The following is a 22774-nucleotide window of genomic DNA, read 5'->3' on the forward strand; positions in this document are numbered from 1 at the left end:
CAATCCTGTGGTTTTGTGACTTGCGGGGTGGTGGCTTGCGGGGCAAGTGCAGGCATCACAGCCCCAGATAGGCGCGGCGCAGGTCGTCGCTGCGCAGCAAGTCGGCGGGGGCACCCGAGAAGCGGATGCTTCCGTTTTCCATCACGTAGGCTCGGTCGGCGATTTCGAGGGACTGGCCCACGTTCTGCTCCACCAGCATTACCGCCAGGCCTGTGGAGCGCAGCTGCCGGATCAGGCCAAACATCTCTTCGACCAGCAGGGGCGACAGCCCCAGCGAAGGCTCGTCAAGGATGAGCAGGCGCGGCTCAGCCATCATTCCACGGCCGATGGCCAGCATCTGCTGCTCGCCACCGCTCATGGTGCCGGCGAGCTGCAGGGTGCGCTCCTTCAGGCGTGGGAAGGTGGCAAATACCTTTTCAATGTTCTCGGCCCGGCGCTCGCGCGCCCGGGTGAAGCTGCCGAGCGCCAGGTTCTCCATCACGCTCAGGTTGGGGAAGATCTTGCGGCCTTCGGGCACCTGGATCAGGCCGGCCTTGACGACGTCGGTGTAGTGGGCACCGCTGAGGTCGGCCCCATCAAACGCCACCTTGCCCGCCCAGGCCTTGTAGATGCCGCAAACCACGTTGTTGAGCGTGGACTTGCCTGCGCCGTTGCTGCCCAGCAGCGCCACAGTTTCGCCAGGCAGCACCTGCAGATCCACACCCCGTAGCACTTCTACCCGGCCGTAGCCGCCGCGCAGGCCGGTGATTTCCAGCAAGGGAGAGGTGCTCATACAGCCTCCTGCGGTGCGGCGGCGCGTAAACGGGCGGCGGTGCCATGGCCCAGATAGGCCTCGATCACCCGCTCGTCCGAGGTGACCTGCGCCGGATTGCCCTGCGCAATGAGCTGGCCCTGGGCCAGCACCCACACATGCTCGGCCAGGTTCATCACGGCCTGCATGACGTGTTCGATCATCAACACGGTCACGCCACCATCGGCAATGCCGCGCACCACGGGAATCATCTCGGCAATCTCCTGGGGGTTGAGGCCAGCCAGCACTTCATCGAGCAGCAGCAGGCGCGGCCGGGTGGCCAGGGCGCGCGCCAGCTCCAGGCGCTTGCGGCCCGCCACCGTGAGGTCGGCTGCGGGTTTGTCCAGCTGCGGGGCCAGGCCTACGCGGGCCGCCACGTCGCTGGCCAGCGCCAGCGCTGCGCGGCGGTTGGGCTCTTTGAGGTGGGCGCCCACGGCAATGTTTTCGCGCACGGTTTGTGCCGCGAAGGGCTGCACGATCTGGAAGGTGCGTGTCATGCCCAGCCTGGCATTGAGGTGCGGGGCTTGGCCGGTGATCTCCTGGCCCGCAAAGCGGACGGTGCCTGTGTCGGGCCGCACAAAGCCCGACATCAGCGCGAACAGCGTGGTCTTGCCTGCCCCATTGGGGCCGATCAGCGCGGTCAACGAACCCTCAGGCACCGCCAGGCTTACGTTTTGCACGGCTTTCAGGCCGCCAAAGGATTTGCTCAGCCCGCTGAGCTGCAACAGGTCATTCGCCATGGCGGCCTCCCGAACGTTTCCACACCGCCACCACCGACTGCCCGATGCCCGCAATGCCACGGGGCAGGAACATCACGATGAGCACCAGCACCACGCCGTAAATCACCATGTTGATGCCGGGCAGCTGGCCGAACAGGTTGCGCGTGACGTCGGCCAGGATGTGCAGCACCAGCGCACCCAGCACAGGCCCCCAGACGGTGCCAATGCCACCCACGATGGCCGCCACCAGGGCCTCTACCGACGTGACCGAACCGTAGGCAATGCCTGGGTCGATGTACTGGAACACCTGCACATAGAACGCCCCGGCTGCCCCCATGAAGCCGCCCGACAGGGCAATGGCGCCCATCTTCACGCCGAATGGATTGACGCCGATGGCGCGCGCCGCGTCTTCGTTGTCGCGCACGGCCTGCAGCCAGGCACCAAAGCGCGAGTTCTTGAGCCACCAGCTGACCAGGAGTGCCAGCGTGACCAGCGCCAGGATCAGGAAGACAAAGCCCTTGCGCGAGCCAAACTGCATGTTGGAGAGCGACTCCTTGAGCGGCAGCATCAGCCCCACGCCTGCGCCGGTGAACGGCACCGACAGCGCCAGGATGCGAAACACCTCGGCAAAGGCCAGCGTGACCAGCGCAAAGTACGAGCCCTTGAGCCCGTAGCGGAACGACAGCCCGCCCACGAACAGCCCCACCAGCGCGCTACCAGCCACCGCCATGGGCAATGCCATCCAGGGGTTGATGCCCCCTTGCATCTGGGCAATGGCCTGGATGTAGGCGCCCGTGCCGAAGAACAGTGCGTGCCCGAACGAGAACTGACCGCCAAAGCCCCCGAGGATGTTCCACGCCTGCGCCAGCAGCGCCGCGTAGAGCGACATCATCACGAAGTTGAGCAACACGCCAGAGTCGGAAAACGCTGCGATGGCCGCCACGACAACGGCAAACAATCCAATGCTTGCAAGCTGCTTCATGCCTTGGCTCCAAACAAGCCCTGCGGGCGGAACAGCAACACTGCGATGAAGATGGCAAAGATGCCGATCTGGCCCAGCGATTCACCCAGGTACAGGCCGCCCAGCGACTCCACCACGCCGATCAGCAGACCGCCCACCAGCGCGCCAGTAAAGTTGCCCATGCCGCCCAGCACCACTATGGTGAACGCCACCAGCACGAAGCCGCTGCCCACCTGCGGGTTCACGTAGTACGCGGGCAGCAGAAAGCAGGCGGCAGCACCCAGGCAGGCCAGACCAATACCAAAGCTCATGGCATACACATGGTCCACATTGATGCCCATGAGCTTGGCGCCGTGCTTCTCTTTTGCCACGGCGCGGATGGCGCGGCCCAGGTCGGTGCGGCCCACGATCCACAGCAGCACGGCCGACACCACCAGCGCACCGGCAAAGGCGACCAGCTTGGGCAAGGCGATCATGGCGGGCCCCACCGCCACGGTGGTGAGGGTGTAGGCCGTCTCGATGGTGCGCGTGTCGGATTTGAAGAACAGCAGCGCGAGGTTTTCCATCACGATGGAAATGCCCAGCGTGACGAGCAGGATGTTTTCGTCCTTGCCGTGGCTGGCGCGGTTGATGACCAGGCGCTGCAGCGCATAACCCAGGGCGAACATGCCAGGCACCAGGATGGGCAGCGCCAGATATGGGTCCAGCCCGAAGTGCTGCTTGAGCAGGTACACCGCGTACAGCGCCAGCATCAGCGACGCACCGTGCGCGAAGTTGATGATGTGCAGCACGCCGTAGATCAAGGTGAGCCCGAGCGCGATGAGGGCATACACCGCGCCCGTGGTCAGGCCGTTGAGGACCGACGGAAAGAGGATGCTGAGGTCGAACATGGAGGGAATGGGCGCCAATCAGGCAAAGGCGCGGCCTGGCGCCTCGGTGAGAGGCACCCCGCAGCCCCTGCGATCAGGGCTGAAAAGTGGTGGGTGTCAGGCCTTCAGCGGGAAGAGCGGGTCCGCTTCGCGGTAGTCGCGCGGGATGATGACCTTGATGTCTTTGTTCAACACCTGGGTCATCAGCGGCTGGGCGCCCTGGTTCTGCCCGGCCACAAACTTGGTGGGGCCGTACGGCATGATGTGATCGGCAAAGGTGCTCTTCTCCAGTGCGTCGATGAGGGCCGCGCGGTCCATCGACTTGGCGCGCTCCAGCGCATCGGCCAGCAGCCACATCGAGGTGTAGGTCATGAACAGCTCGTAGCTGAAGAACAGGCCCTTGGCTTCGACACGCTTCTTCAGGTCCTGCGCGCGCTTGTCCTTGGGGTTGAACCAGTGGTTGCAGTCGATGATGCCGTTGGCTGCGTCCGGAAACTCCTTGACGAACTTGTAGCTCGACGCCGCTCCGCCGAGCACCGAATAGATGGCCTTGGGCGTGACCTTTTGCTGCTGCATGGTGCGCACCAGCAGCGCGTACTCGTTGTAGTAGTTGGCGGGGATGACGATGTCGGGGTTGATCGCCTTCATGCGCAACACGATGTTGTTGAAGTCGCGCGTGGGGTTGGCGTGTTTGACGATCTCCTTGACCTCGTAGCCATAGCCGGGCAGCTCGCGCGCCAGCAACTGCGCGGTGCCGGTACCGAAGAGCGATTCCTCGTGGATGATCATCACCGTTTTGGCAGGCTTGCCTGCGGCGGCGTTCAGCACATGCAGATTGGCCACGGCCGTCTCGGCGCACTTCTTGTAGCCGGGGCCAAAGCGGAAGGTGTTCTTGAGACCGCGTTCCACGATCTGGTCCGCCACGCCCACATCCACGATGTGGGGCAGGTTGTACTTGGCGGCGGCCTGCGTGGTGGCCAGGCAGATGGCCGAGGCAAATGCCCCCACCACGGCCGAAACGCCCGCTTCGTTCATCTTCTCCACTTCGGCTGCACCGGCCTGGGGCTGCGACTGCGCGTCGCCCAGCAGGGCTTCGAGCTTGGCACCGCCCAGGGCCTTGATGCCGCCCGCCTTGTTGATGTCCTCGATGGCCATCATCGCGCCTTCACGGCATTGCTGGCCCGAATAGGCCAGTGCGCCGGTCACGGGGTGCAGCACCCCTACCTTGACGGACTTGGCCTGGGCACCGCCCACCAGCGGGAAGGCCAGTGCCGACGCGGCGGCGGCCGACTGGGTCATGAAATGGCGGCGAGTACTCATGGGCATTCTCCTGGCAGGTAGGTAGGGTTGAGGTGGGGGATGAAATTCAGTGGAACTGGGCCGACAGCTCTTTGCTGACCCAGACCTTGGCATCGATGCTGCCCACGCGGGACAGCTGCATTTCGTATTCGTAGCGGTCAGGCCGGTACAACCCGTGCAGCCATTGCACCGGTCGCTCCTGGTCGTCATAAATGAGGCGGCGCACGGCCAGCAACGCCGAGCCCACGGACACATCAAGGTGCCGCGCCACCACGGCATCGGCCAGCTTGGCCGAAATGGTCTGGTGCGCGCGGCCTACCTTGACGCCGGATTCTTCGAGCAGCACCAGGATGGGTTTGCGTGCCAGCTCGCGACGCCCGAACTGGCGGGCGATGTCGGCAGGCACATAGGTGGTGATATGCGACAGCGGCCCCTCTTTGGTGCTACGCACGCGCACCGCCTTTTGTACGGCGTCTCCCACTGCAATGTTCAGTGCCCCGGCCACCGCGCGGGACGCGGTGACGGTATCCACATCCAGCACCTTGACGGAGGTGCGCAGGCCCATGCTGACCAGATTCTCCAGCAGGCCGGTGAGGTGCGCACGGCTGTTTTCGCCGTCGCCACCTGCGTCGTTGGCATGGACTGCAGCGGGAGGGACCGGCCGGGTGCCCCGGCCAGGCTCGCGGGAGATCATGCCCTCGCCCTGCAGCAGCTCCAGCGCGCGGCGCACCGTGACACGCGCCACGGCGAACTGCCGCATCAGCGCCAGCTCGCCTGGCAGGCCATCGGCAAACCGGCCTTCCTGCAACTGCTCACGCAGCACCAGATAGATCTGGTGGTATTTGGGGAGCGGCAGGTTGTTGGACGGCATGGGGGCCATATTAGGAATGGTTCTAATGTCCTGTCAATAAGACATTTAGGTTTGAAATCTACCAACCTGCGGACATTTGTGCGGTCGGTGCATTGCACCGAGTGCTTGCAACCAACGTGCCAGCGAGGACTGCTGCAAGACAAAACGGGCGCTTTTTTGACAGCGTATGGCGTGGCCGCATTGACGCTCCCACGGGCATTGGCTACATTACTAACCAGTCAGTCATTAAAAATACCCGGTTTGACCCCCACCCCTGTGCCTTCCACTGCCACGACCAGCACCAAGCGCGAGCGCCGCAAGGAAGCCCGCCCCGGTGAGCTGTTGGAGGCCGCGCTCGACCTGTTTGTGGAAAAAGGCTTTGCCGCCACACGGGTGGACGAAGTGGCTGCCCGGGCCGGGGTGTCCAAGGGCACGTTGTTTTTGTATTTCCCCAGCAAGGAAGAGCTGTTCAAAGCCGTGGTGCGCGAGAACATCGCCGGCCGGTTTGCCGAATGGAGCGACGAGCTGGAGAACTTTGCGGGCACCACCAGCGAGGTGCTGCGCTACTGCTACCAAGTCTGGTGGGAGCGCATCGGCGCCACCAAGGCGTCGGGCATCACCAAGCTGATGCTCAGCGAAGCACAAAACTTTCCCGAGATCGTCCAGTTCTACCAGCAGGAAGTGATCCTTCCTGGCCAGGCGCTGATCCGGCGCATTCTGGAGCGGGGTGTGGCGCGGGGTGAGTTTCGCCCCATGAACCCGGACTACGCCGTGTACCTGGTGCTGGCGCCCATGATTTTCCTGATGCTGTGGAAGCATTCTGTGGGCGCCTGCGTGCCCGATGCTTTGGGCATGACGCCCGAGCAGTACATCGACATGCAGGCCGACAACATCCTGCAGGGGCTGTGTGTGCGGCCCGATGCCACGTCCCCCTCCCCTTCTTCCTCCCCCTCAACCCCCGTCTGATCATGAAACGCTGGATTCCCTGGATGGCAGCAGCCATCGCCGTTGTGTTGGTGGGCAGTGGCGTCTGGCGTGCCATGGCCGCGCGGCAGGCGCAGCAAAAGGCCCTGGGCGAGGCCGCTGCGCAGCGTGTGGCAGCACCGCTACAACTGGGCGCTGACGAGGTGTTGCGGGTGTCGCCAGCCAATCTGGCCTTGGGTGTGCCGGTGTCTGGCGCCTTGCGCGCGGTGGACTCGGCCATGGTCAAGGCCCGGGTGGGCGGTGAGCTGCAGGGCCTCACAGTGCGCGAGGGCGACAGCGTGAAGGTGGGACAGGAGGTGGCGCGCATCGACCCCACCGAGGCCCGTGCCCGCCTGCGCCAGGCCCAGCAGCAGGCCGATGCCGCCAAATCCCAGGTGGACATCAACCAGCGCCAGTACACCAACAACCGGGCACTGGTGGACCAGGGCTTTATTTCATCCACCGCGCTGGTCACCTCCCAGGCCAGCCTGGAGGCTGCGCAATCGAGCTACCAGGCGGCCGTGGCTGCGGCCGATGTGGCGCGCAAGGCGCTGGAAGACACCGTGCTCAAAAGCCCCATCAGCGGCCAGGTGGCCCAGCGCCTGGCCCAGCCCGGTGAGCGCGTGGCGGTGGACGCCCGCATCATCGAGGTGGTGGACCTGTCGCGCCTGGAGCTGGAGGCGTTACTGACCCCCGCCGATTCCGTGGCCGTGCGCGTGGGCCAGAAGGCGCAGCTTTCCGTCGAAGGGGTACCTGCCCCGGTGGTGGCCACCGTGGTGCGCATCAACCCCAGCGCCCAGGCAGGCAGCCGCACTGTGCCGGTGTACCTGCGCGTGGAACAGACCCAGAACGCAACACCCCTGCGCCAGGGGCTGTTTGTGCAAGGCACGCTCGACATCGGCCGCGCCGACGTGCTGGCCGTGCCGCTGGATGCCGTGCGCACCGACAAGCCCGCGCCCTACCTCCAGACGCTGAAGGATGGCCGCGTGGCCTATGCCGAGGTCAAGACAGGTACACGCGCGGTGGTCAATGGCCAGACCCTGGTGGCGGTGGAAGGGGTGCCTGCGGGCACGCCCGTGATTGCTGGCCGCATGGGCCAGCTGCGCGAAGGCACAGCCGTATCGATTGCCGCCACACCTGCCGCCGCTGCGGCTGCGGCTCCTGCATTGTCTGCAGCATCCCGCACGGCCCCCTGAGCGCCCCGCCATGTGGTTCACCAAAGTCAGCCTCAAGAACCCCGTGTTCGCCACGATGGTGATGCTCGCCATCGTCGTGCTGGGCCTGTTCTCCTACCAGCGCCTCAAGGTCGATCAGTTCCCCAACATCGACTTCCCGGTGGTGGTGGTCACCGTGGACTATCCCGGCGCGTCACCAGAAATTGTCGAGAGCGAAGTCACCAAGAAGATTGAGGAAGGCGTCAACTCGATCGCGGGCATTAACGCCCTCACCTCGCGCAGCTACGAGGGCACGGCCGTTGTCATCATCGAGTTCCAGCTGCACATCGACGGCCGCAAGGCCGCCGAGGATGTGCGCGAAAAGGTGGCCACCGTGCGCCCCAACCTGCGCACCGAGGTCAAGGAACCGCGTGTGCTGCGCTTTGACCCCGCCAGCCGCGCCGTGTGGTCGCTGGCCGTGTTGCCCGATGAAAAATCCGGCCGCAGTGCTGTCGAGCTGACCACCTGGTCTGAACAGGTGCTGAAAAAGCGCCTGGAGAACGTGCGTGGCGTGGGCGCCGTGAACCTGGTGGGCGCCACCAAGCGCGAGATCAATATCTACCTGAACCCGCAGGCGCTGGAAGCCTTTGGCGTGACCCCCGAGCAGGTGGCCACTGCCGTGCGCAACGAAAACCAGGACCTGCCCGTGGGCGCGATCCGCTCGCTGGCGCAAGAGCGCGTGGTGCAGATCGACGCCCGCATGGAGCGGCCCGAGGACTTCGGCCGGATCATCGTGGCCCGCAAGAACGGCGCGCCCGTCCGGCTGGACCAGGTGGCCCGGGTGAACGACGGCGCCCAGGAAGTCGAGAGCCTGGCCCTGTACAACGGCCAGCGCACCCTGCTGCTGTCGGTGCAGAAGTCGCAGGGCGAAAACACCATCGAAGTGGTCGATGGCCTGAACGCGGCCGTGGCAGAGCTGAAGAACCAGCTGCCGCCGGGCGTGCGGCTGGAGTCGATTGGCGACAGCTCCCGTCCCATCCGCGTGGCGGTGAACAACGTGCGCCAGACGCTGATCGAGGGCGCCATCCTCACGGTGCTCATCGTGTTCCTGTTCCTGAACTCCTGGCGCTCCACCGTCATCACGGGACTGACCCTGCCGATCGCGCTGATTGGCACGTTCCTGTTCATGAACATGTTCGGCTTCACCATCAACATGATCACGCTGATGGCGCTGAGCCTCTGCGTGGGCCTGCTGATCGACGATGCCATCGTGGTGCGCGAGAACATCGTGCGCCATGTGCAGATGGGCAAAGGTGCCTATGACGCCGCCATGGACGGCACGCAGGAGATTGGCCTGGCTGTGCTGGCCACCACGCTGTCCATCGTGGCGGTTTTCATGCCCATCGGCTTTATGGGCGGCATCATCGGCAAGTTCTTCCACGAGTTCGGCATCACCATCGTCGCGGCGGTGATGATCTCGATGTTCGTGAGCTTCACGCTCGACCCCATGATGTCGAGCATCTGGCACGACCCGAGCATCCACGCGCACGGCCAGAAAACAGAACCCGTCACCCTGTACGACAAGACGATTGGCCGCGTCACCGGCTGGTTTGACCGCGCCACCGACGCCATGGCTGAGGGCTATCAGCACATCTTGCGCTGGTCGCTGGTGCACAAGTTGGCCACCATGGCCATTGCCGTGGCGATCTTTGTGCTGAGCGTGGTCATGGTGCCGCTCTTGGGCACCGAGTTCGTGCCCAAAGCCGATTTTTCCGAAACCAGCCTCAATTTCTACACCCCCGTGGGCTCTTCGCTGGAGGCCACCGAGGCCAAGGCCAAGCAGGTCGAAGGCATCCTGCGCGAGATGCCCGAGGTGCGCTACACGCTGTCCACCATCAACACGGGCAGCGCTCAGGGCAAGATCTACGCCAATATCTATGTGCGCCTGGTGGACCGCAAGGACCGCAGCCGCAGCGTGGACCAGATGTCCGAAGTGCTGCGCGAACGCCTGAAAACTGTGCCCGGCATCACCATCACCCATGTGGGCCTGCTGGATGCCGTGGGTGGCAACAAGCAGGTGGAGTTCTCGCTGCAAGGCCCTGACCTGCAGGAGCTGGAGCGCCTGACCAAGGTGGTCACCGAAAAAATCCGCGACATTCCCGGCCTGGTGGACCTGGATACCAGCGCCAAGCCCAACAAGCCGGTCATCGCACTCGAAGTCAAGCGCGACGTGGCCTCGGACCTGGGGCTGTCGGTGGCGCCCATGGCGGCATCGCTGCGCACGCTGGTGGCGGGCTCCACGGTGGGCAACTGGCGTGCGCCCGACGACCAGACCTACGATGTGAACGTGCGCCTGGCCCCCGAAGCCCGCACCCAGCCCGCCGACCTGGAGCGCCTGCCCTTTGCGCTCACGGCCGCCGACGGCACCACGCGCATCGTGCGCCTGAACCAGGTGGCCCGCGTGACCGAATCCACTGGCGCCAACCAGATCAACCGGCGCGACCTGACCCGCGAAGTGGCCGTGAACGCCAACGTGTCCCAGCGCTCGGCCGGTGAAGTATCGAACGACATCAAGAAGGCGCTGGAGACCGTGACCTTCCCGCCGGGCTACCGCTACCAGTTTGGCGGCTCCACCAAAAACATGGCAGAGTCGTTTGGCTACGCCATCTCGGCGCTGGCCATGGCGATCATCTTTATCTACATGATCCTGGCCAGCCAGTTCAAGAGCTTCTTGCAGCCGCTGGCGCTCATGACCTCGCTGCCGCTCACGCTGATCGGTGTGGTGCTGGCGCTGCTGATGTTCCGATCCACGCTGTCGATGTTCTCCATCATTGGCGTGGTGATGCTGATGGGCCTGGTGACCAAGAACGCCATCCTTCTGGTGGACTTTGCGATCCGCGCCCGCGAAGAACATGTGAACGACGCAGGCCAGACCGTGCCCGGCTTGCCCCGCGCCGAAGCCCTGCTGCTGGCCGCCCGCGTGCGGCTGCGCCCCATTCTCATGACCACGCTGGCCATGATTTTTGGCATGGTGCCGCTCGCGTTCGCGCTGTCGGAAGGCTCCGAGCAGCGTGCGCCCATGGGCCAGGCGGTGATTGGAGGGGTGATCACCTCGTCGCTGCTCACCCTGGTGGTGGTGCCTGTGGTGTATTGCTACATGGACGATCTGGCGCAATGGGCACTGCGAAAGATGGGGCGTGGCCAGCCAGCGCCTAAAATCAAGGGTTTGTCCTGAACATCCCGGCGCCAGCCCTCCACGGAGAAATTCCATGAACATGCCCCTGAACACGTCCGCCAACATCAGCGACCCCGTCGCCCAGGCCCGCTACAACATGATCGAGCAGCAGATCCGCCCCTGGAACGTGCTCGACGCCGACGTGCTCGACCTGCTGGCCGTGGTGCGCCGCGAAGACTTCGTGCCCCCGGCCTACCGCAGCATGGCGTTCATGGACATCGAAGTGCCCCTGCTGGGCAGCGATGCCGAAGAGGCTGTGCGTCTGGGCCACAGCATGCTGCAGCCCCGCGTGGAAGCCCGCGTCCTGCAAGACCTGCAAATCAAGTCCACCGACCGCGTGCTCGAAATCGGTGCAGGCTCTGGCTACATGGCCGCCCTGCTGGCCCACCGTGCCGAACGCGTGGTGTCGCTCGAAATCAATGCCGAGCTGGCCGAAATGGCCCGCGAAAACCTGCGTGATGCCGGCATCCAGAATGCCGACGTGCGCCAGAACGACGGCGCCCGCGACGCGATTCCGGACGGCCCATTTGATGTGATCGTCCTCAGTGGCTCGGTGGCCGAAGTGCCCAGCGCCCTGCTCTCGCTGCTGAAAGACGGCGGCCGCCTGGGCGCCATCGTGGGTGGTGAGCCCGTGATGCGCTTCACCCTGACCCGCCGCACCGGCGACCGTTTCGAGACCACTTCGCCCTGGGACACCATTGCGCCCCGCCTGGTGAACTTCCCTGAGCCCTCTGGCTTCACTTTCTGATTTCCATCCTTCGGAGTTCTGCATGATCGATCACGTCCGCCCTGCCCAGCTGTCTGCCTGGTTTGCCACGGCACCCGAAGGCAGCCAGCCCCTGGTGCTGGACGTGCGCGAACCCTGGGAGCTGCAAACCGCCAGCGTGCGCGCTGAGGGCTTTGAGCTGGTCGCCATCCCCATGGGCGAGCTGCCCGCACGCCTGGCCGAGCTGGACTCGGCCCGCGAAGCACAGCGCCCCATTGCCTGCCTGTGCCACCACGGCGCACGCAGCCTGCGGGTGGCGGCCTTTTTGCAGCAAAACGGTTTTGAGCAGTTGGCCAACATCACCGGCGGCATCGACGCCTGGTCGCACGAAAACGACCCGGGCGTGCCCCGCTACTGAGGTTTTGCCAAGGCGCCCACCGCCCCGCTCGCTCGCATCTTCCATCGAACCGCAGACCCTTCCGAAGGACCTCCATGACTGCATTCCGGCCTTTTTCCCTGTCCCTTCTGACCCTGGCGCTGGGCGCGGCGCTCACCGCCCCGGCGCAGGCCCAGAGCCTGCTGGAGCTGGTGGAGTCGGCCCGCACCTATGACACGGCCTGGCAATCGGCCCGCGCCCAGCTCGATGCCGCCGGCCGCAAGGCCGACCAGGCCCGCGCAGGGCTGCTGCCCTCGGCCGCGCTGACCAGCGGCCTCACCCGCAGCAATGTGGAGCTGAGCAAGCCCAAGATCGAGAACACCGGCACGGTCCAGACGGTGGGCATCAATGCCTCGCAACCGCTGTATCGGCCCGCCAACCGCATCAACCTGGAACAAGGCCTGCGCGGCGTGGACGTGGCCCAGGCCCAGCTCGATGCCGCCACACAAGACCTGCTGGTGCGCGTGAGCCAGGCCTACTTCGACGTGCTGGCCGCACAGGACACCTTGACCTTTGTGCAGGCCCAGAAGGCCGCCGTGTCCGAGCAGCTGGCATCGGCAAAGCGCAATTTCGAGGTCGGCACCACCACCGTCACCGACTCGCGCGAAGCCCAGGCCCGCTACGACCTGGTGATTGCCCAGGAGATCGCGGCCGAGAACGATCTGCGCGTGAAACGCCTGGCACTGGACCAGCTGGTAGGCATCACCGGCACCCAGCCTCGCCCCCTGGCCCTGCCCTTGCAATTGCCCGGCGTGCAACCCGCCAACGTGACCACCTGGGTGGACACCGCGCGCGACCAGCAGCCCGCCGTACGCCAGGCCGCCATTGCGCTGGACATCGCCCGCCTTGAAACCAAAAAGGCCGAAACCGGCCACCTGCCCACCGTGGACCTGCAGGCGGGCTACAACGTCACGCGCAACCTCAACGGAACCGTCAGCGCCCCCGGCGTGACCAGCCGCAGCAACGCCGCCAGCGTGGGCGTGGCGCTGAACCTGCCGCTGTTTGCCGGGTTTGCGGTGCAAAACCGCGTCAAGGAAACCCTGGCCCTGGAAGAAAAAGCCACGGCCGATCTCGAAACCGCCCGCCGCAATGTGGCCCAGGCCACCCGCGCCGCCTTCTTCGGCGTGCAGTCCGGCCAGGGCCAGGTGCAGGCGCTCGAAGCCGCCGAGGCCTCCAGCCAGAGCGCGCTTGACGCCAACAAGCTGGGCTACCAGGTGGGCGTGCGCATCAACATCGACGTGCTCAACGCCCAGAGCCAGTTGTTCCAGACCAAACGCGACCTGGCCCAGGCCCGCTACAACGTGCTGCTGGGCACGCTCAAGCTGCGCCAGGCGGCAGGCACGCTGACGCAGCAGGACGTTGAAGCCATCAACGCTTTGTTGGTGAAGTAAGCGCGGCCTAGATGACGGCGTCGGGGATGTTGCTCTCTTCCCCGGCCACCACCTGCGGGTGTGCGCGCAGTTGCTCGGCCGCCATGGGCCGCCCCAACAGATAGCCCTGCTGGTAGTCGCAGCCCTCGGCCTTGAGGATTTCGTACTGGCGCCAGGTTTCCACTCCCTCGGCCACCACGTTGAGGTGCAGGCTGTGGGCCATCGAGATGATGGCGCGCACCAGCGAATGGTTGCGGCTGCTCTCCTGTAGGCCCATCACAAAACTTCGGTCGATCTTGACGGTGTTGAGGCTGAAGCGCGAGAGGTAGCTCAGCGACGAATAGCCCGTGCCGAAGTCATCCAGCGACAATCCCACCCCTGCGTCGTGCAAACGGTGCAGCAGTGCGGGCAGGTTTTCCTGGTCGCTGGCCAGCAGGGTTTCGGTCAGTTCCAGCTCAATGCCCGAGGGCGGCAGGCCATAGCGGTCCAGCAACGCAAACACCTGGCTCTCAAACCCCGGCTGCGCAAACTGGCGTACCGACACATTGATGCTGACCACCGGCGCAAAGCTCGACTGCGCACGCCACTGCGCCGCCTGGCGGATGGCCTCCTCCAGGATCCACTGGCCCAGCTCCAGGATGAGTGAAGACTCCTCGGCCGCCGGGATGAACCGCCCGGGCGGCACCCAGCCCAGTTGCGGGCTCTCCCAGCGCACCAGCGCCTCGGCCTTGGCCATGCGGCCGGTGCTGCAGCTGTAGATGGGCTGGTAGTGCAGCCGCAGCTCCGCGCGTGGCACGGCCTGGCGCAGGGCCGATTCCAGCCGCAGGGATTCGGCCAGGCGTTCGTCCATGTCGGATTCAAAAAAGCACCAGCCTCCACGCCCCCGCGCCTTGGACTCGTACATGGCCACCTCGGCGCGCTGCAGCAGCACCGGGGCCGAAAGCCCCTCCCGGCCCGAGAACGCGACCCCGATGGTGGCCTCAATCTGGTAGTCCATGTCGTCGGACTTGAACTGGCGCCGGATCAGCTGCAGCAGCGCCAACGCGCGGGCTTCCACCTCCAGGATGCTCATGAGGGACGGCAACCCCGCCATCACCAGCGCAAACTCGTCGCCGCTCAGGCGGGCCAGCAGGTCACCGGGTTTGAGCTGGTCCCTCAGGGCCTGGGCAATGTCGCGCAGAATCTCGTCGCCAAAGGCATGGCCCAGGGTGTCGTTCACCTTCTTGAAATGGTCCAGATCAATCAGCAGCACGGCGCACTGGGTGTGCTGGCGCTGCGCGATCCAGAGCACCGCGTCGAGCTGCTGTTCGAGAAACCGGCGGTTGGGCAGGCCGGTCAGCTGGTCGGTGTTGGCCTGGTGCAGCCGCTCTTCTTCGCCTCGCTTGCGCTCGCTCAGGTCGCGGATCAGGCCCAGGATCACGGGGTAGCCCAGGTCCATGTAGCTGGAGAAAATGATCTCTGCCGGAAATGCCTCGCCCCGCGCGGGGGTGATGGAGCGCTCCAGGCGCATGGGCTCGTCCAAGGGCCCCGACCGCACCATGGCATTGACCTTGCGGAACATGGCCTCGGCCTCTTCCTGCTCCCGTGTCAGCAACGGCACCTGCTGGCCTTCCAGCTCGGAGGGGGAGGCGCGGCCCGCCAGCTGGGCAAAGCGGTCGTTGCAGAACAGGATCTTGCCGTCCAGCCTGCGGGCCACCAGCGCGTCGGGCAGGTGCTTGATCACGTTGGACAGCCGCATCCGCGTCTGGGCAATCGCAGCATCCACCAGCACCAGCCCCAGGAGCACGCTGGATATCCAGCCCACGGTCAGGATGGCAGGGTCCTGAAAAGGCGTGCCGATGGTGGACGGCTCCAGAAAGTACAGCAGAAATGCGCCCGTCTTGAGCGCAAACGCCACTGCCAGCAACCTGTAGTGCATTTGCAGGCACAGGTAGGCAGACACTCCATAAACCAGCATCTTCAATCCCAGCACCAGGATGCTCGCCGCATGTTCGTCGCCGCCGATGCCCACCACCGCGATGAGGAACGCCGCCCCCAGGCTGCGCCCGATCAAGGTGCCGGGGCCGATAATGCGGCCCCGCAGGAAGTTGGTGCCGCCATGCAAGCTGGCCAGGAAAAAGCCGGTCAGCAAGGTGGCCACTACCCCCAGCCACTGCAATTCGGGCTGCAGGTGGTAGCGGTAGCCGGTGAATGTGGCCCCAGCCAGCGACAGGTGGGCAATGCCCCAGAGGAGCGTGGCCTGGTTCAGGCGCGCGCCACTCCAGCCGATCAGGAACGCCACGCCCAGGATGGCCAGAGCCGCAACCCCCAGGTCGTGAACAGGAACCACAGGACACCGCCAGATACAGTTGTTTCACATCATCGTATCGACTGCGGCTTACTTTGTGCTTAAGGGTTGGCCGCAATCCAGCGATTGCAAGCCGATGACGAGGATGAAGCGCGGCCCGTGTTTAAAGGGGCCAAACCTTCACTGGCGCTGCACCAGGCTCAGCACAGCCTGCGCCGTGGCCTGCGCAGCGCCCCGGTGCGCAGTGGAGAAGCCGCTGGCCCGCTCGCTGGCCGCCGCGTGGGCTGCTGGGTCCAGCGCCAGGCCTATGGCTTGGGCGATGCCTGCGGCCATGTCGGGCACACGCTGCGCTGCGCCTGCGGCGCAGGCCAGCTCGGCCGCTTCGGCAAAGTTGAAGGTGTGGGGCCCTAGCACCACAGGGCAACCGCAGGCGGCGGCCTCGATGAGGTTCTGGCCGCCCAGCGGGGCAAAACTGCCACCCAACATCGCTACATGGGCCAGGCCGTAGTACAGGGCCATTTCGCCCAGCGAGTCGCCCAGCCACACGTCGGCGGCCTCGGGCGCCCCCGTCCAGGTGCTGCGGCGCGACACGCTCAGGCCCGCCTGCAACAACAGCTGGTGCACTTCGTCAAACCGCTGGGGGTGGCGCGGCACGATGAGCCACTGCACGGCCTGCGTGCCAAGGGCGGCGCCGCCAGGCCGGGGCGGCTGCTGCGCACCGCTTGCTCCACTATTGATAGCTGCTTGGGCATGCTGGTCGCGCGCAGAGGCCGTTTTTTTCTTCAAATTTTCGAGCCACAGGGCCTCTTCCCCCTCGCGGCTGCTGGCCAGCATGACCACGGGGCGCGGGGCCAATGCGCGCCAGTCGCGGCCCTGCGCTAGCTGGGGGGCATCGGGCACCACGTCGAACTTGAGGTTGCCAAACACGCCTTTCACCTTGGCGCCGATGGCACGCAGCCGCTGAGCGTCGTCCTCGGTCTGGGCCCACACGGCGGCCAGGTTGCTGTAGGCGGGGCGCGCCAGCATGGCCAGGCGCTGTGCGTTGCGCAAGGACCGGGCGTTGAGCCGGGCATTGGCCAGCACCAGGGGCACGCCCTGCTTGCGGCAGCCCGCCACCAGGTTGGGCCAGACCTCGGTCTCCATCAGGATGCCGATGGCCGGGCGGAACTTGCGCAGAAAACGGGCCACAGCGCCGGGCGTGTCCCAGGGTTGCCACACCTGCAGGTCGCCGGGCAGCAGCAGTTTTTCGCCCTCGGCCCGGCCTGTGGCCGTGCCGTGTGTGAGCAAGAGCCGCATGCCCGGTAGCTGCTCGCGCAGTGCGGCCAGCAGGATGGCGGCGGCCCGCGTTTCGCCCAGCGAGACGGCATGGATCCACACAAAGCGGCCGAGCGGGTCCGAGCTGCTGTGCATCATCAGGCTGTCGATGGGCGCGGGATAGCGGCCAAACCGTTCGCCCACCGCATGGGCATATCCCGGCTCGACCTTGGCGCGGCGGCGCAGCTTGCGGCGCAGCAGGGGCTGGGCGCCCCAGGTCACCATCGAATACAGGGCGCGGGCGGGGGTCATGCCACGGCAAGGTGCTGGAGATCCACGGCCACCACGCCGCCGCTCCAGCCGCTGTCGCCCCGGGTTGCCCAGACGATGCAAGGTGCATCGCCCTCGGCCGTGACCACGCAGCGACCGCCAGGCTCCCAGATTGCACTGCGGCCCGCACTGACATAACCACCCGAAGGCCCGCTGTAGTTGGCCAGCAGCACCGCCATGGCGTGGTCCCGTGCGTAGCCTTGCAGCAGCGCGGATTCGGGGCCATAGCCCTGGTGGCTGATCAAGGCCCCGGCCGCATACAGCGCCGCACCCGCACCATGGGCCGCGCGGGCGTGTTCGGGGTGGGTGATGTCGGCACAGACCGCCATGCCCGTGGGCTCGCCCGCCAGCAGGTGCACCTGTGCGTCGTCGGTGCCTGCGCTGGCAAAACGTTCTTCGCTGGCATGCAGATGGTGCTTGCGGTACAGCGCCACGCTGCCATCGGGCGCCAGCACCCAGGCGCCAATCGCGGGCAAGGCGCCGGGCTGTACCGGCGCGGCGGGCCCGCCCACCACGATGGCCATGCCCTGGTCGCGCGCGGCCTGGCGCAGCGGCGCCAGTGCCGAATGGTCGGCGTCCAGCACATTGGCGGCCAGCACTGCGGGCTCGTAGCCCGTGAGCGACAACTCGGGGAACAGCAGCACCTGCACGCCCTCGGCGGCCGCCACCCGCACAAAGGCCAGGTGGGTCAACACATTGCGCGCCACGTCCCCGGGGGCGGAAGGCGACTGTGCGGCGGCAATGCGCAGGGGGGTGGACACAGAAGGGTTGTTCACGCGGGCAGCTCGGTCAGGAAGGTGGTGAATATGGGGTTATCAAAAGACGCTCAGTGGCTGGCCGCACCCACATGGGCATCGGGCTTGACCTTGTGCAGCAGCGCCAGCATGGCGGCCTCGATGCGGGCCAGCGCCTCGGGGGTGTGGCCTTCAAAGCGCAGCACCAGCACGGGGGTGGTGTTGCTGGCGCGTATCAGGCCAAAGCCGTCGGGCCAGTCCACGCGGAGGCCGTCGATGGTGCTCACCGTGGCGGGCGCCGCAAACTGGCCTGCGGCCAGCGCCTGCAACTCGGCGGTGAGGCGGTGGGGTTCGCCTTCGGCGCAGGCCACGTTCAGCTCGGGGGTGGAGAAGCTGGTGGGCAGCGCATTGAGCACGGCGCTTGGGTCTTGAGACTTGCTCAGGATCTCCAGCAGGCGGCAGCCCGCATAGGTGCCGTCGTCAAAGCCGTACCAACGCTCCTTGAAGAAGATATGGCCGCTCATCTCGCCGCCCAATGGGGAGTTTGTCTCCTTCATGCGCGCCTTGATGAGCGAGTGGCCTGTCTTGAACATCACCGGCACGCCGCCTGCAGCCGCCACGGCGGGCGCCAGGCGCTGGGTGCATTTCACGTCGAAGATGATCTCGCCGCCGGGCACGCGCGAGAGCACGTCCTGGGCGAATAGCATCATCTGGCGGTCGGGGAAGATGTTGGCGCCGTCCTTGGTAACGATGCCCAGACGGTCGCCATCACCGTCAAACGCCAAGCCCAGCTCGGCATCGCTGGCCTTCAGGGCCTCGATCAGGTCGCGCAGGTTTTCGGGCTTGCTGGGGTCGGGATGGTGGTTGGGGAAGTTGCCGTCCACCTCCGAGAAGAGTTCAATCACCTCGCAACCCAGCGCCCGGAAGATGGCCGGGGCCGAGGCACCCGCAATGCCGTTGCCGCAGTCCACCACGATCTTCATCGGGCGGGCCAGCTTCACGTCGCCCACGATGCGCTCGCGGTAGGTGGGCAGCACATCCACATGGCGCACGGACCCACCCGGTGCCAGCTGCCAGCTTTCCCGCTCCATGGTGCGGCGCAGGCCCTGGATCTCTTCGCCGTAGATGGCACGGCCGTTCAGCACCATCTTGAAGCCGTTGTAGTCCCGGGGGTTGTGGCTGCCCGTGACCTGGATGCCGCTGTTGCATAGCGTGCTGGCCGCAAAGTACAGAAGCGGCGTGGTGACCAGGCCCACGTCGATGACCTCGATGCCCGCCTCGACCAGGCCCTGGATCAGCGCCGCCGACATGGCGGGGCCCGACAGGCGCCCGTCGCGCCCCACGGCCACGCTGGTCTGCCCCTCGGCGCGTGCGGCGGTGCCAAAGGCCCGGCCCAGGCCCAGGGCGACTTCTTCATTCAATGTGGAGGGCACGATGCCACGGATGTCGTAGGCTTTGAAAATGGCGGGCGTCGGTTGCACGTCGAGAGACCTTTAGCGAGGGGTTGCGAGGGGCGGCATTGGCTTGAAGAGCCGGCTGCATTGTAGGCGGCCCCCCTGCCCGGCCCGATGCCCGCAGCGCTTGCAGGCACATGTCCGAAAACGGCCAGTGCAGGCGCCACCGCTCCCTATGATCGGGCCCATGACTTCCACCCCCCTGCCCTCTGCCGCCGATGCCTACGCCCCCTCGGACGAGGGCCGCTACCTGGCCGTGCTGGCCCGGGACGCGCGTTTTGACGGTCATTTCTTCACCGGCGTGACCTCCACCGGCATCTACTGCCGCCCCGTCTGCGCCGTGCGAGCGCCCCGGCGCGAGAACTGCCGCTTCTTCGCCCTGGCAGCGCAGGCGGAGCACGCGGGCTTTCGCCCCTGCCTGCGCTGTCGGCCTGAGCTGGCGCCCCAGGCCCTGGTGTGGTCGGTGCAGGATGCGAGCAGCATCCTGGTGCAGCAGGCCGTGCGCCTGCTCGATGCGCCCGACCTCTGGCCCGCCCCCTCGGCGCCGGGCGAAGGCAGCGCCACCGTCGCCCGGCTGGCCGAGCGCCTGGGCGTGAGCGACCGGCACCTGCGGCGTATCTTCGAGGCGGCCCTGGGCGTATCGCCCCTGCAATACCTGCAGACCCGCCGCCTGCTCACGGCCAAGCAGCTGCTCACCGACACCCGCATGCCCGTCACCCAGGTGGCGCTGGCCAGCGGTTTTGCCAGTGTGCGGCGCTTCAATGCGGCGTTTGCGGGGCACTACGGGCTCAACCCCACCCAGTTGCGGCGCAGCGGCGCGGCACCCACGCCAGCCGGTGCGCCCGAAGGCAGCGGCACCGCGCTGCGCCTGGCCTGGCGGCCACCGTTTGACGTGCCCGCGCTGCTGGCGTTTTTCGAGCGGCGGCAGTTCCATGGCGTGGAATGGGTGCTGCCACACGAGGCTACGCTGAGGCGCACCGTGCGCCTGCCCGCTGCCTGCACCGGCCTGGGTCAGGAAACCATCGGCTGGTTCAGTGCGCGCTTTGACGTGGCGCGCCACCAGGTGCTGCTGCAGACCAGCGACAGCCTCTACCCCGTGCTGCCGCTGGTGATTCGCCGCGTGCGCGCCATGCTGGACCTGGACGCCGATCCGGCCGCCATCAACGCCGTGCTGCGCAGCGCCTTCCCGGATGGCGATGGCCTGCGGGTGCCCGGCGCCTTCGATGGCTTTGAGCTGGCCGTGCGTGCCGTGCTGGGCCAGCAGATCACCGTGGCCGCTGCGCGCACCCTGGGCCAGCGGCTGGTGGAACGGCTGGGCGAGCCCATCGCCACTCCATGGCCGGAGCTGGGCCGCCTGTTCCCCACCGCCGCCACGCTGGCCACGGCCGACGGCGACACCCTGGGCCAGCTGGGCATCGTGCGCCAGCGCCAGGCTGCCATCGTGGCGCTGGCCCGGGCGGTGGACAGCGGCGCGCTGGCCCTGCACGCAGGCGCCGATGTGGCGCGCACCACGGCCGCGCTGTGTGAGCTGCCCGGCATTGGCGACTGGACAGCGCAGTACATCGCCATGCGCGTGCTGCGCTGGCCGGATGCCTTCCCGGCCGGGGACGTGGCGCTGCACAAGGCGCTGGGTGTTCAGGGCCAGAAGAACCCGGCCCGCGCCGCTGCCGAAGCGTCCGAACCGTGGCGCCCCTGGCGCAGCTACGCCGTGCTGCGCGCCTGGGCGGCGTTGACTTAATTACTATCAAAATAATAGCTGCCAGCGCTTACCCATCGCGTGCAAAGCCCTGTTTTCATTCATAACACCTGAAGATTCTCCATGCACTACCACCCCCACACCGTGCAAGCCCGCGCGGACACGGCCCTCGGCCCCGTGCGCCTGGCCGCGTCGCCCACCGGCCTGTGCGGCATCTGGTTTGAAGGCCAACGCCACGAGCCCAGCCAGCGCCTGCACGGCAGCGCCGCCTGGGCCGAGGCGGACGGCCACCCGCTGCTACAGGCCGCCACCCTCCAGTTGCAGCAGTACCTGCGCGGCGAACGCGAGGACTTCGATCTGCCGCTGGACCTGTCGGGCGGCACGCCGTTCCAGCAAGAGGTCTGGCAGGCCCTGCTGGCGATTGGCCGGGGCGCCACGCGCACCTATGGCGACATCAGCCAGCAGCTGGGCCGCCCCCGCGCCGTGCGGGCCGTGGGCGCCGCCGTGGGGCGCAACCCGCTCTCCGTGGTCGTGCCCTGCCACCGCGTGCTGGGCGCCGACGGCAGCCTGACCGGCTACGCTGGCGGGCTCGACCGCAAAGCCGTCTTGCTGACGCTGGAAAATGCGCTGGCAGCGGAACAGCCATCCCTTCTCCCCCACACCCCAGGCCAGGCAACAATGAAAGGCACTCCATGACCCCATCCGGCCAACAGCCCGTCTCCAGCTGGATCGCGGAGTTCATCCTGCTGGCTGCGCTGTGGGGGGCATCGTTCCTGTTCATGCGCATGGGCGCCTCGGAATTCGGGCCCCTGCCCATGGTGGGCCTGCGCGTGGGGCTGGCTGCCGTCTTTCTGTGGCCGATCATGCTGCGCCAGGGCCACTACCCGGCGCTTCGCCAGCACTGGCGCCCCATCATGCTGGCGGGCATCATCAACTCCGCCATCCCCTTCGCCCTGTTCGGTTGGGCCGTCTTGCACATCCAGACCGGGCTGGCCTCCATCCTGAACGCCACAGTGCCACTGTTTGGCGCACTGGTGGCCTGGCTGTGGTTGGGCGACCGCATCAACCGGCTGCGCTGGGTGGGCCTGGCCCTGGGTTTTGGGGGCGTGGCCCTGCTGGCCTGGCGCGCGCCTGCGGGCACCGGCTTCAAGACCGATGCGGCCCATTGGGCGATTGTTGCCTGCCTGGTGGCGTCGGGCTTTTATGGCATATCGGCCAGTTTCGCACGGCGCTACCTGACGGGCATCCCGCCGCTGGCCACGGCCACCGGCAGCCAGGTGGGTGCGGCGCTGGGCCTGGCGCTGCCCACGCTGTGGCTGTGGCCCGCGCAGATGCCCGGTCTGCGCGCCTGGGGCGCCATCGTGGCGATCGCCGTCATGTGCACGGGCATTGCGTACATCCTGTACTTCCGCCTCATCGCCAGCGCAGGCCCCAGCCGGGCCCTGGCCGTGACCTTCATCACGCCGGTGTTTGCGGTGCTGTATGGCGCGCTGTTCCTGGGCGAAAGCATCACGTCCTGGATGCTGGGCTGCGCCCTCGTAATCGTGTGCGGCACGATGTTGTCAACCGGGCTTATCAGGGGGCGCGCCGTCTCTGCCAGCACTGCCGAACGCGCCTAAACTCGGTGCATGGTTTTTGCGCCGGGTTCATGCTCATACCCCACGGCT

19 protein-coding genes are annotated in these 22774 nt (G+C 66.6%); 9 read left to right on the forward strand and 10 right to left on the reverse strand.

Annotated features, from left to right (window positions below):
- Positions 1–55: 55 nt before the first annotated feature.
- The 6 genes from ACSQ3O_RS13450 to ACSQ3O_RS13475 form a co-directional block, all read right to left on the reverse strand.
- Complete coding sequence (locus ACSQ3O_RS13450; RefSeq protein ID WP_137745483.1) at positions 56–772, reverse strand: ABC transporter ATP-binding protein; 717 nt, start codon at positions 770–772, stop codon at positions 56–58.
- Positions 769–1530, reverse strand: coding sequence for an ABC transporter ATP-binding protein (locus ACSQ3O_RS13455; protein ID WP_436139241.1), 762 nt, complete (start codon positions 1528–1530; stop codon positions 769–771). The genes ACSQ3O_RS13450 and ACSQ3O_RS13455 overlap by 4 nt, the downstream gene beginning before the upstream one ends.
- Entirely contained in the window at positions 1520–2491 is a 972-nt protein-coding gene (locus tag ACSQ3O_RS13460) for a branched-chain amino acid ABC transporter permease (protein WP_298450825.1), read from the reverse strand. Before ACSQ3O_RS13460 ends, ACSQ3O_RS13455 begins: the two co-directional genes overlap by 11 nt.
- Positions 2488–3360, reverse strand: a complete 873-nt coding sequence (locus tag ACSQ3O_RS13465) for a branched-chain amino acid ABC transporter permease (protein WP_436139242.1) — start codon at positions 3358–3360, stop codon at positions 2488–2490. Before ACSQ3O_RS13465 ends, ACSQ3O_RS13460 begins: the two co-directional genes overlap by 4 nt.
- Positions 3361–3456: 96 nt before the next feature.
- Entirely contained in the window at positions 3457–4659 is a 1203-nt protein-coding gene (locus ACSQ3O_RS13470) for an ABC transporter substrate-binding protein (protein ID WP_436139243.1), read from the reverse strand.
- Between the two features lie 46 nt (positions 4660–4705).
- Entirely contained in the window at positions 4706–5518 is an 813-nt protein-coding gene (locus ACSQ3O_RS13475; RefSeq protein WP_436139244.1) for a GntR family transcriptional regulator, read from the reverse strand.
- A gap of 231 nt (positions 5519–5749) precedes the next feature.
- Here ACSQ3O_RS13475 and ACSQ3O_RS13480 point away from each other — a divergent pair, with 231 nt between their 5' ends.
- The 6 genes from ACSQ3O_RS13480 (at position 5750) to ACSQ3O_RS13505 (ending at position 13373) form a co-directional block, all read left to right on the forward strand.
- Positions 5750–6454: a TetR/AcrR family transcriptional regulator gene (locus ACSQ3O_RS13480; RefSeq protein WP_298450816.1), complete on the forward strand. Its 705-nt coding sequence runs from the start codon at positions 5750–5752 to the stop codon at positions 6452–6454.
- A gap of 2 nt (positions 6455–6456) precedes the next feature.
- Entirely contained in the window at positions 6457–7647 is a 1191-nt protein-coding gene (locus tag ACSQ3O_RS13485) for an efflux RND transporter periplasmic adaptor subunit (protein WP_436139245.1), read from the forward strand.
- A gap of 10 nt (positions 7648–7657) precedes the next feature.
- Positions 7658–10840 (forward strand): efflux RND transporter permease subunit, encoded by a 3183-nt coding sequence (locus ACSQ3O_RS13490; RefSeq protein WP_436139246.1) that lies wholly within the window; start codon positions 7658–7660, stop codon positions 10838–10840.
- A gap of 34 nt (positions 10841–10874) precedes the next feature.
- A complete protein-coding gene (locus ACSQ3O_RS13495) occupies positions 10875–11588 on the forward strand; it encodes a protein-L-isoaspartate O-methyltransferase family protein (RefSeq protein ID WP_137745490.1) in 714 nt (237 codons plus the stop codon).
- Positions 11589–11610: 22 nt separating this feature from the next.
- The gene (locus ACSQ3O_RS13500) at positions 11611–11964 is read left to right on the forward strand and encodes a rhodanese-like domain-containing protein (protein WP_436139247.1); all 354 of its coding nucleotides are present in this window, start codon (positions 11611–11613) and stop codon (positions 11962–11964) included.
- Positions 11965–12038: 74 nt separating this feature from the next.
- Complete coding sequence (locus tag ACSQ3O_RS13505; protein WP_436139248.1) at positions 12039–13373, forward strand: TolC family outer membrane protein; 1335 nt, start codon at positions 12039–12041, stop codon at positions 13371–13373.
- A gap of 7 nt (positions 13374–13380) precedes the next feature.
- Here the strand turns inward: ACSQ3O_RS13505 and ACSQ3O_RS13510 are convergent, their stop codons facing one another.
- From ACSQ3O_RS13510 to ACSQ3O_RS13525, 4 genes are all read right to left on the reverse strand, one after another.
- Positions 13381–15681, reverse strand: a complete 2301-nt coding sequence (locus tag ACSQ3O_RS13510) for a putative bifunctional diguanylate cyclase/phosphodiesterase (protein WP_436139249.1) — start codon at positions 15679–15681, stop codon at positions 13381–13383.
- Between the two features lie 138 nt (positions 15682–15819).
- The gene (locus ACSQ3O_RS13515; RefSeq protein ID WP_436139250.1) at positions 15820–17205 is read right to left on the reverse strand and encodes a 3-deoxy-D-manno-octulosonic acid transferase; all 1386 of its coding nucleotides are present in this window, start codon (positions 17203–17205) and stop codon (positions 15820–15822) included.
- A complete protein-coding gene (locus ACSQ3O_RS13520; RefSeq protein ID WP_436139251.1) occupies positions 17202–17999 on the reverse strand; it encodes a carbon-nitrogen hydrolase family protein in 798 nt (265 codons plus the stop codon). The genes ACSQ3O_RS13515 and ACSQ3O_RS13520 overlap by 4 nt, the downstream gene beginning before the upstream one ends.
- Before the next feature lie 50 nt (positions 18000–18049).
- Positions 18050–19438, reverse strand: coding sequence for a phosphomannomutase/phosphoglucomutase (locus ACSQ3O_RS13525; RefSeq protein ID WP_436139252.1), 1389 nt, complete (start codon positions 19436–19438; stop codon positions 18050–18052).
- Between the two features lie 160 nt (positions 19439–19598).
- Here ACSQ3O_RS13525 and ACSQ3O_RS13530 point away from each other — a divergent pair, with 160 nt between their 5' ends.
- The 3 genes from ACSQ3O_RS13530 to ACSQ3O_RS13540 all read left to right on the forward strand — a co-directional run bounded on the left by ACSQ3O_RS13530 (position 19599) and on the right by ACSQ3O_RS13540 (position 22726).
- Positions 19599–21149 (forward strand): DNA-3-methyladenine glycosylase 2 family protein, encoded by a 1551-nt coding sequence (locus ACSQ3O_RS13530; RefSeq protein ID WP_436139253.1) that lies wholly within the window; start codon positions 19599–19601, stop codon positions 21147–21149.
- 81 nt (positions 21150–21230) lie between these two features.
- Positions 21231–21803: a methylated-DNA--[protein]-cysteine S-methyltransferase gene (locus ACSQ3O_RS13535; protein WP_436139254.1), complete on the forward strand. Its 573-nt coding sequence runs from the start codon at positions 21231–21233 to the stop codon at positions 21801–21803.
- On the forward strand, positions 21800–22726 hold the full coding sequence (locus ACSQ3O_RS13540; protein WP_436139255.1) for a DMT family transporter: 927 nt from the start codon (positions 21800–21802) through the stop codon (positions 22724–22726). Before ACSQ3O_RS13535 ends, ACSQ3O_RS13540 begins: the two co-directional genes overlap by 4 nt.
- The last annotated feature ends 48 nt before the right edge of the window (positions 22727–22774 follow it).

This window comes from Acidovorax sp. LjRoot74 (assembly GCF_964254355.1).
In the GTDB taxonomy this organism is placed as follows: Bacteria; Pseudomonadota; Gammaproteobacteria; order Burkholderiales; family Burkholderiaceae_C; genus Acidovorax.

Bases quoted from the DNA above. Each gene is read 5' to 3' on its own strand.
- ACSQ3O_RS13535 (WP_436139254.1), top strand. From the start codon at position 21,231: ATGCACTACCACCCCCACACCGTGCAAGCCCGCGCGGACACGGCCCTC.
- ACSQ3O_RS13540 (WP_436139255.1), top strand. From the start codon at position 21,800: ATGACCCCATCCGGCCAACAGCCCGTCTCCAGCTGGATCGCGGAGTTC.
- ACSQ3O_RS13470 (WP_436139243.1), bottom strand. From the start codon at position 4,659: ATGAGTACTCGCCGCCATTTCATGACCCAGTCGGCCGCCGCCGCGTCG.
- ACSQ3O_RS13460 (WP_298450825.1), bottom strand. From the start codon at position 2,491: ATGAAGCAGCTTGCAAGCATTGGATTGTTTGCCGTTGTCGTGGCGGCC.
- ACSQ3O_RS13490 (WP_436139246.1), top strand. From the start codon at position 7,658: ATGTGGTTCACCAAAGTCAGCCTCAAGAACCCCGTGTTCGCCACGATG.
- ACSQ3O_RS13475 (WP_436139244.1), bottom strand. From the start codon at position 5,518: ATGGCCCCCATGCCGTCCAACAACCTGCCGCTCCCCAAATACCACCAG.
- ACSQ3O_RS13515 (WP_436139250.1), bottom strand. From the start codon at position 17,205: ATGACCCCCGCCCGCGCCCTGTATTCGATGGTGACCTGGGGCGCCCAG.
- ACSQ3O_RS13500 (WP_436139247.1), top strand. From the start codon at position 11,611: ATGATCGATCACGTCCGCCCTGCCCAGCTGTCTGCCTGGTTTGCCACG.
- ACSQ3O_RS13455 (WP_436139241.1), bottom strand. From the start codon at position 1,530: ATGGCGAATGACCTGTTGCAGCTCAGCGGGCTGAGCAAATCCTTTGGC.
- ACSQ3O_RS13530 (WP_436139253.1), top strand. From the start codon at position 19,599: ATGACTTCCACCCCCCTGCCCTCTGCCGCCGATGCCTACGCCCCCTCG.
- ACSQ3O_RS13495 (WP_137745490.1), top strand. From the start codon at position 10,875: ATGAACATGCCCCTGAACACGTCCGCCAACATCAGCGACCCCGTCGCC.
- ACSQ3O_RS13450 (WP_137745483.1), bottom strand. From the start codon at position 772: ATGAGCACCTCTCCCTTGCTGGAAATCACCGGCCTGCGCGGCGGCTAC.
- ACSQ3O_RS13505 (WP_436139248.1), top strand. From the start codon at position 12,039: ATGACTGCATTCCGGCCTTTTTCCCTGTCCCTTCTGACCCTGGCGCTG.
- ACSQ3O_RS13465 (WP_436139242.1), bottom strand. From the start codon at position 3,360: ATGTTCGACCTCAGCATCCTCTTTCCGTCGGTCCTCAACGGCCTGACC.
- ACSQ3O_RS13485 (WP_436139245.1), top strand. From the start codon at position 6,457: ATGAAACGCTGGATTCCCTGGATGGCAGCAGCCATCGCCGTTGTGTTG.